The organism is Bacteroidota bacterium (genome assembly GCA_034723125.1).
In the GTDB taxonomy this organism is placed as follows: Bacteria; Bacteroidota; Bacteroidia; order CAILMK01; family JAAYUY01; genus JAYEOP01.
This window is the reverse complement of record JAYEOP010000013.1, coordinates 1-6,233: the sequence shown is the minus strand read 5'-3', so window position 1 is coordinate 6,233 and position 6,233 is coordinate 1. Positions and strand designations below refer to the sequence as shown.

Below are 6,233 nucleotides of genomic sequence, written 5' to 3'. Positions count from 1 at the left end.
CTTGTTCTCTAATTTATGAAGGTGGGATAAATACAACAGGAGCCTTTTATGCAACGGAAGTTGTTAATTCCAAGGACTTTGTGAGTAAATTGAAAGATAGTAATATACATTTTAACGAGATTTTTGATGGGGACATTTATTGATTCTTTTCTTTCAAAAAGAAACAATTCTTTTCATAAAATTAGTGATTTCTTTTAAATAACATTAGTTTTGAAGTTGTAATCTGACAAATGGAATTAACAGAATCATTTGTTTTAACATAAGTAAATTCGCAAAAGATGAAATCAGACGAGCAAAAAAATAATGAAAAGACAATCTATATAGAACATAAAGAAAGACTTAAGGAATTATCTGCAATTAATAAAACAATATCAATAATTAAAGAAGGAAAACCTATTGATGAAACATTATATCATATTTGCAAAATACTTCCTCAAGGTTGGCAATATCCTGAGCACACCGTTTGCCGTATTATTTATGACGAAAAAGATTATTCATCCCCAGGATTTAAAGAAACAAAATGGTGCCAGCGAGAAGCCTTTGAAACCAATAATTTTAAAAAATGTGTAGTAGAAATTTTTTATAACAAAGAATTTGAAGAATTTTATGAAGGACCTTTTTTAAAAGAAGAAAGAGACTTAATATCAAACATCACAAATATTATTATCGGGTTTTTAAATAGCTCAATTTCAAAAAAGATTCATGAGGATGTAAAGCTTAAAAAAGATGATATTGAGATTAAAGAAACACCATCTACATCACTGTCAAATCGGAAACTACTACAAACATTCTTGAACAAAAACAACTCCTCAAGAGATCTTTATCATGACCTTATGCCTTTTAAGGTAAAAGAAATTTTGCTTGTTGCAAATCTTTATGATGCATTTAGCATAGAAAGTGAAGGACGTTTTTCGGAGCATGTACTTGGTGAATATCATCAATTAAATCTTACATCTTTACCACGAATAACCGGAGTTACCTCAGAAGAAGAAATTATTGAATATCTTGAAGCTAAGCATTTTGACATGATAATTTTTATGGTAGGTGTTGATAAAAAAATGCCAATAAAAATTAGCGAAAATATTAAAAAGAGATACCCCTATATTCCATTATTTCTATTATTTAATAACAATAGTGATCTTGCACTTTTTAAACATAAAAAACTTCCATTTATTGAAAAAATATTTGTTTGGAATGGTGATTCAAACATATTTTTTGCGATGATAAAATATGTTGAAGATAAGATTAATATTGAAAATGATACAAAATTAGGACATGTTCGTGTAATTTTACTTGTTGAAGATTCAGAGCAATTTTACTCAAGATACTTGCCTTTACTGTATCAAATTGTTTTGAAACAAACAAAAAGAATAATTGATGATGTAAGTACAGATGAACTTTATAAAGTTTTAAGATTAAGAGCAAGGCCAAAAATTATTCTTGTTTCAGATTATGAAAAGGCAATAGAAATTTTTGAGAAATACAAAGATTTTATGCTTTGCTTGATAACGGATGTAAAATATCCAAGAAATGGTGTTATTGATGAAAATGCAGGCTTTTCACTTGTAAAAGAAATTAAAAAACAATCACCGGAATTACCAACAATTATCCAATCATCAAATCCTGAAAATGCAGATAAAGCATACGAATTAAAATCAATATTTATAGATAAAAATTCTGAAAGTCTTACTCAAGATTTTAGAAGTTTTATAACCCATTTTCTGGGATTTGGTAATTTTATTTATCGGAATAAAAGCGGAAGAAAGATTGCTGAGGCAAAATCTTTAAAAGAATTTGAAATGCGTTTAAAAACAATACCTGATGAATCATTGGTTTATCATGGCAAAAAAAATCATTTCTCATTATGGCTAATGGCAAGGGGCGAAATTCAAGTTGCAAAAGTTATTAATCCTGCTAAAACATCTGATTTTACTACTCCTGATGAATTACGTCAATATTTAATTGAAAAAATTTCAATATTTCGTAATGAACAAAACACAGGAAAAGTAATACCTTTTGAAGAAACTGCAATACTTGATGAAACAAATATTGTAGGTTTAACAGATGGTGCTATGGGAGGAAAAGGGCGTGGATTAGCTTTTATCAATAATCTTATTAATAATTTTGACTTTTCAAAAATGGTTGAAGACATTAATATACGTTCACCAAAAACTGCCATTATAGGAACTGATGAATTTGAGTTCTTTATGGAACACAATAAGCTCGCTGATTTTGTTTTGGAGACTGATGATTATGATATAATAAAAGAAAGATTTATACAGTCAGAACTGTCAGAAGGATTAAAGAAAAAGCTTAAAAAACTTTTACAACTAATTGATAAACCGATAGCTGTACGTTCTTCAGGTTTATTGGAAGATTCTTTAACACAACCATTTGCCGGTATTTTTGCAACTTATCTTTTGCCAAACAATAACCCTAATATTAAAGTAAGGATTAAACAATGTATGGATGCTATTAAACTTGTTTTTTCTTCGGTTTTTTCAAAAACGGCAAAAGGTTATATAAATGCAGTAAACTATAAAATTGAGGAAGAAAAAATGGCTGTTGTAATACAAGAAGTTGTTGGAACTAAACATGATGAGATGTATTATCCTCATTTTAGTGGAGTTTCGCAATCATACAATTATTATCCATTCGGATATATAAAACCTGAAGATGGCTTTTCTGTTGCCGCAATGGGACTTGGTAGATATGTGGTTGAAGGAGAAAAAGCTTTCCGTTTTTGTCAAAAATATCCTGATCTTGTCAATAATACACCAGTAGATCAATACAAAGAGTCGCAATTATATTTTTATGCTGTAAATCTTGAAAACAAAGATTTAAACTTGCTAACAGGAGAGGATGCAGGACTTGTAAAATCTGATATTAGTGTTGCCGAAAAACAGGGTACTCTTAAACATTGTGCTTCTGTTTTTGACAATGAAAATGAAAGAATAATACCAGGTATTGATTCTTATGGTCCACGAATTGTCAACTTTGCAAATATTTTAAAATATAATTATATCCCTTTGTCAAAAACTATTGAAGCAATTCTGGATATTGGTAAAGAAGCTATGGGTTCTCCAATTGAAATTGAATTTTCTGTTGATTTAACAAAAGATAAAGATGGCAAAGCATCATTTTATATCCTTCAAATAAAACCATTGATAGGCAGTGCAAGAGATTACGAAATTAATCTTAATGAAATTAATAAAGAAAAAATATTACTTCAATCCATAAAAGGAATGGGGAACGGAAAAATAAGTGATATTCAAGATGTTGTTTTTATAAATCCTGAAATTTTTGAGAAAAGTAAAACAGAAGAAATGGCATTGGAAGTAGAGAACTTAAATAATAAAATGACTAAAGAAGGAAGAAAATATATTCTTATTGGTCCCGGTAGGTGGGGTACACGAGATAAGTGGATTGGAATACCTGTTTCATGGCCTCAAATTTCAAATGCAAAAGTAATTGTAGAAACAAATTTTGAAGATTATCCTCTTGATTCCTCATCAGGTTCACACTTTTTTCATAATGTTACTTCTATGAATGTAGGATATTTCTCTGTTCATCAAAATATTGATGATAATTTTATAAATTGGAAAAAGCTAAAAAAACAAAAAATAATAAATCAAGAAAAATTCTTTACGCAAATAAGATTTGAAAAACCATTAACAGTTAGAATGGACGGGAAGAAAGGAATTTCGGTTATTACTTTTGAGTAAAAAGTTTAAGGTGCTTTTTGCTTTTAAATAATATATTTTTTCTAAGAGACAATAATACCAAATTAACATCAAAACACCCGATATAAATCATTTCTATTTCCCTTTTTTGTCGTTAAAAATTATTTCCGTAGCTATAGCTTCCGAAACAAGTGCGGAACAAGTTATGCAAAGAATTTTTGCCTAAAAAAAGAAAAATATAATTTAATTTATTTATCAGGCGTTTTGAAATTAAATTGCTATAACTCTCAAAATAAAAGCACACTAAATAAAAAAGACCGAAGAAAAACTTCGGTCTTTAAAAAATAAGACGATAAGCCGGATTTTGTATTTCGCATAAGCGAAATTTCTATCATTTATCTAGGACTGCTGTTGCCAACAGCCTCAAGCGATCTACCCCCCGAAAATACAAGCGAGCAACTTGTCTTTCTCATAAGAGAACATTTCGGTATATTTGACCTTTCAACCAACAGGGTTTACCAAGCTTTCGGAATCACTCCCGAAACTGGTGAGCTCTTACCTCACCTTTTCACCTTCACCTGCCGGAATTTTTAAAAGCAAGCTTTTTCAAAATACCAACATAGGCAGTTTCCTTTTCTGTGGCACTTTCCGTAACCCTAAGGCTCCTTCCTGTTAGGAAGTGTTGTGCTACTTTGTTGCCCGGACTTTCCTCCTCAAAACTTTATTTGAGGCGATAGAATGTCTTATTTTATGCAAAGGTAACTATTTCAATAATTTAAAGTGTAAATACTTATTATTATTTTGAGGGAGGTTCTATAAATACATTTCTTTTAAGAAATAAAGATAATGAATAAGATGCAAGGCAGAAATTTTTCTGAATAGCCGTAGCTATTGAGAAAAATTTTAACGCAGTCAGATTGTTTATTATCTTTGTTCCCAAAGGGTTTTCAGAGTTTTCCATATACTTCTTCAAATTTTTTTACATTATCCCGATATTGCTTCAAAAATTTTCATTGTCTATAAAAAACTCTGAAAATCTTAATGCGAATGTATTTATAGAACCTCCCTTGAATAATAAAATTACATATTTCCCATTTTTGCAATCAGCTCTACCAACCTGTGCGAATATCCAGATTCATTATCATACCATGCAACAACTCTTACCATTTTTCCATTTACATTAGTAAGATTAGAATCAAAAATACTTGAATATGGATTTCCAATTATGTCGTTTGATACAATTAAATCTTCACAATAACTTAAGATTCCTTTTAAGTATGTGCTAGCTGCTTTTCTAAATGCAGTATTTATTTCTTCAATACTTACTTCCTTTTTTAAATCAAGTACCAAATCAGTTATTGACCCGTCATTCACAGGAACACGATAAGCACTAGCAGTTAATTTCCCTTTTAAATGAGGAAATACCTCTATTGCAGCTTTAGCAGCACCGGTAGAAGTAGGAATAATATTAACTGCGGCAGCTCTTGACCTGCGTAAGTCACTATGGGGGCTGTCAATTAATCTTTGATCAGAAGTATAGGCATGAATTGTTGTGGCAATACCTCTTTCAATGCCTGCTAATTCATCCATTACTTCTAATAAAGGAGTAAGGCAATTTGTTGTACATGAGGCATTAGACACAATTAAATCATCTTTTGTTAAAATATGATCATTAATACCTAACACTATTGTTTTGGTTTCGTTATCTTTTGGAGGTGCTGAAAGAATAACTTTTTTAGCTCCGGCTTTTAAATGTTTTTTTAGTTTTTCTGTTGTTCTAAAAACGCCTGTTGATTCAAGAACTACATCAACATTAAGTTCTTTCCAAGGTAATTCCTCATTATTTTTTTCTGATAGAATTTTTATCTTATTTTTCCCTACCAAAAGATAATCTCCGGAAATTTCAACTTTTTCATCCAAAGTATGATAAATTGAATCAAACTCTAACAAATAGGCAAGGGTTTTTATGTCTGCTAAATCATTAATAGCGACAACATTCATGTCTTCTCTATTATAAAGAACTCTAAATGTATTTCTTCCGATTCTCCCAAATCCATTAATTGCAATATTAATTTTTTTCATTATAGTTTATTTTTTTGTGAACATGAATAAACAACAAATCTATAAAATATTTTAAATAAATGAAACTGTTTTGTAATAAATTTACAAAAGTTACTAATAGACTAATTTACTGATATAGAGCTATTAAAAAATATTTTAAAAAAATATTAACTTTTTCTTTGTATTAAAAAAAAGAATATTATCTTTGCACCTCTTTTTTAAAAAGGGTCCGTTCGTCTAGGCCGGTCAGGACGCCAGGTTTTCATCCTGGTAACAGGGGTTCAAATCCCCTACGGACTACCAGTAACCTCTGAGAAATCAGAGGTTTTTTTTGCTACATATTTTTCCTTTTAATATATTTTACTCAAGTTTCGCATAATAATTCTGTGTGCTAACATACTTATTATCTGGCTGTTATATTATGTGTTTTTTCTTAGTGCAACTTTGTGCCTTGGTGTCTTTGTGGCAAGATATTGATAATTAGCCACG

Annotated in this window: 3 protein-coding genes, 1 tRNA gene and 1 other RNA gene; 2 read left to right on the top strand and 3 right to left on the bottom strand. The window is 29.9% G+C overall.

All coding sequences use genetic code 11. From position 1 onward, the window contains the following. The first annotated feature begins 278 nt into the window (after positions 1-278). Positions 279-3,725 carry a PEP/pyruvate-binding domain-containing protein gene (locus tag U9R42_00460; protein MEA3494490.1) on the top strand — a complete coding sequence of 1,149 codons (3,447 nt, stop codon included), beginning with the start codon at positions 279-281 and terminating at the stop codon, positions 3,723-3,725. Between the two features lie 295 nt (positions 3,726-4,020). Here the strand turns inward: U9R42_00460 and rnpB are convergent. The 3 genes from rnpB to gap form a co-directional block, all read right to left on the bottom strand. Continuing rightward, positions 4,021-4,433: RNase P RNA component class A (gene rnpB / locus U9R42_00455), an RNA gene on the bottom strand. Positions 4,434-4,479: 46 nt separating this feature from the next. Beyond that, positions 4,480-4,644 (bottom strand): hypothetical protein, encoded by a 165-nt coding sequence (locus U9R42_00450; GenBank protein ID MEA3494489.1) that lies wholly within the window; start codon positions 4,642-4,644, stop codon positions 4,480-4,482. Between the two features lie 119 nt (positions 4,645-4,763). Beyond that, positions 4,764-5,765: a type I glyceraldehyde-3-phosphate dehydrogenase gene (gene gap, locus U9R42_00445; GenBank protein ID MEA3494488.1), complete on the bottom strand. Its 1,002-nt coding sequence runs from the start codon at positions 5,763-5,765 to the stop codon at positions 4,764-4,766. A gap of 205 nt (positions 5,766-5,970) precedes the next feature. Between gap and U9R42_00440 the strand changes: the two genes are divergently transcribed. Beyond that, positions 5,971-6,047: transfer RNA gene (locus tag U9R42_00440), tRNA-Glu, on the top strand. The last annotated feature ends 186 nt before the right edge of the window (positions 6,048-6,233 follow it).

Bases quoted from the DNA above. Each gene is read 5' to 3' on its own strand.
- U9R42_00460 (MEA3494490.1), top strand. From the start codon at position 279: ATGAAATCAGACGAGCAAAAAAATAATGAAAAGACAATCTATATAGAA.
- gap (MEA3494488.1), bottom strand. From the start codon at position 5,765: ATGAAAAAAATTAATATTGCAATTAATGGATTTGGGAGAATCGGAAGA.
- U9R42_00450 (MEA3494489.1), bottom strand. From the start codon at position 4,644: ATGGAAAACTCTGAAAACCCTTTGGGAACAAAGATAATAAACAATCTG.